The organism is Thiocapsa sp., assembly GCF_011390875.1.
Lineage (GTDB): Bacteria > Pseudomonadota > Gammaproteobacteria > Chromatiales > Chromatiaceae > Thiocapsa.
Genome location: NZ_JAABRP010000347.1, coordinates 1 through 233, shown reverse-complemented (window position 1 = coordinate 233; position 233 = coordinate 1). Strand labels below are relative to the sequence as shown.

The 233-nt window shown below is 59.7% G+C and carries 1 protein-coding gene; it reads right to left on the bottom strand.

The window, feature by feature from the left end:
- Positions 1-5: 5 nt before the first annotated feature.
- On the bottom strand, positions 6-233 hold a 228-nt coding region (locus tag GPT33_RS18950), incomplete at its 5' end, for a cysteine-rich CWC family protein (protein ID WP_363929514.1).

Below are 233 nucleotides of genomic sequence, written 5' to 3'. Positions count from 1 at the left end.
GACACTTACCGATGTCCATGTCGTTCGAGGTTTCGATCGGCTGCCCGGGGATCTGTGTCCGGCGTGTCCTCCTTGCTGCACATTTGATTGACCTGCTCCAGGCAGGCGACGCAAAGACAGTCACGATAACGGTCGCCGAGGTACTCGAGCGTCTCTGCGGTGAGTGCGACGCTCAGACAGCCGCATCGCTCGACGCGGTTTGCTTTGCATTCGAAGTTTGATCCGCAGCGCGG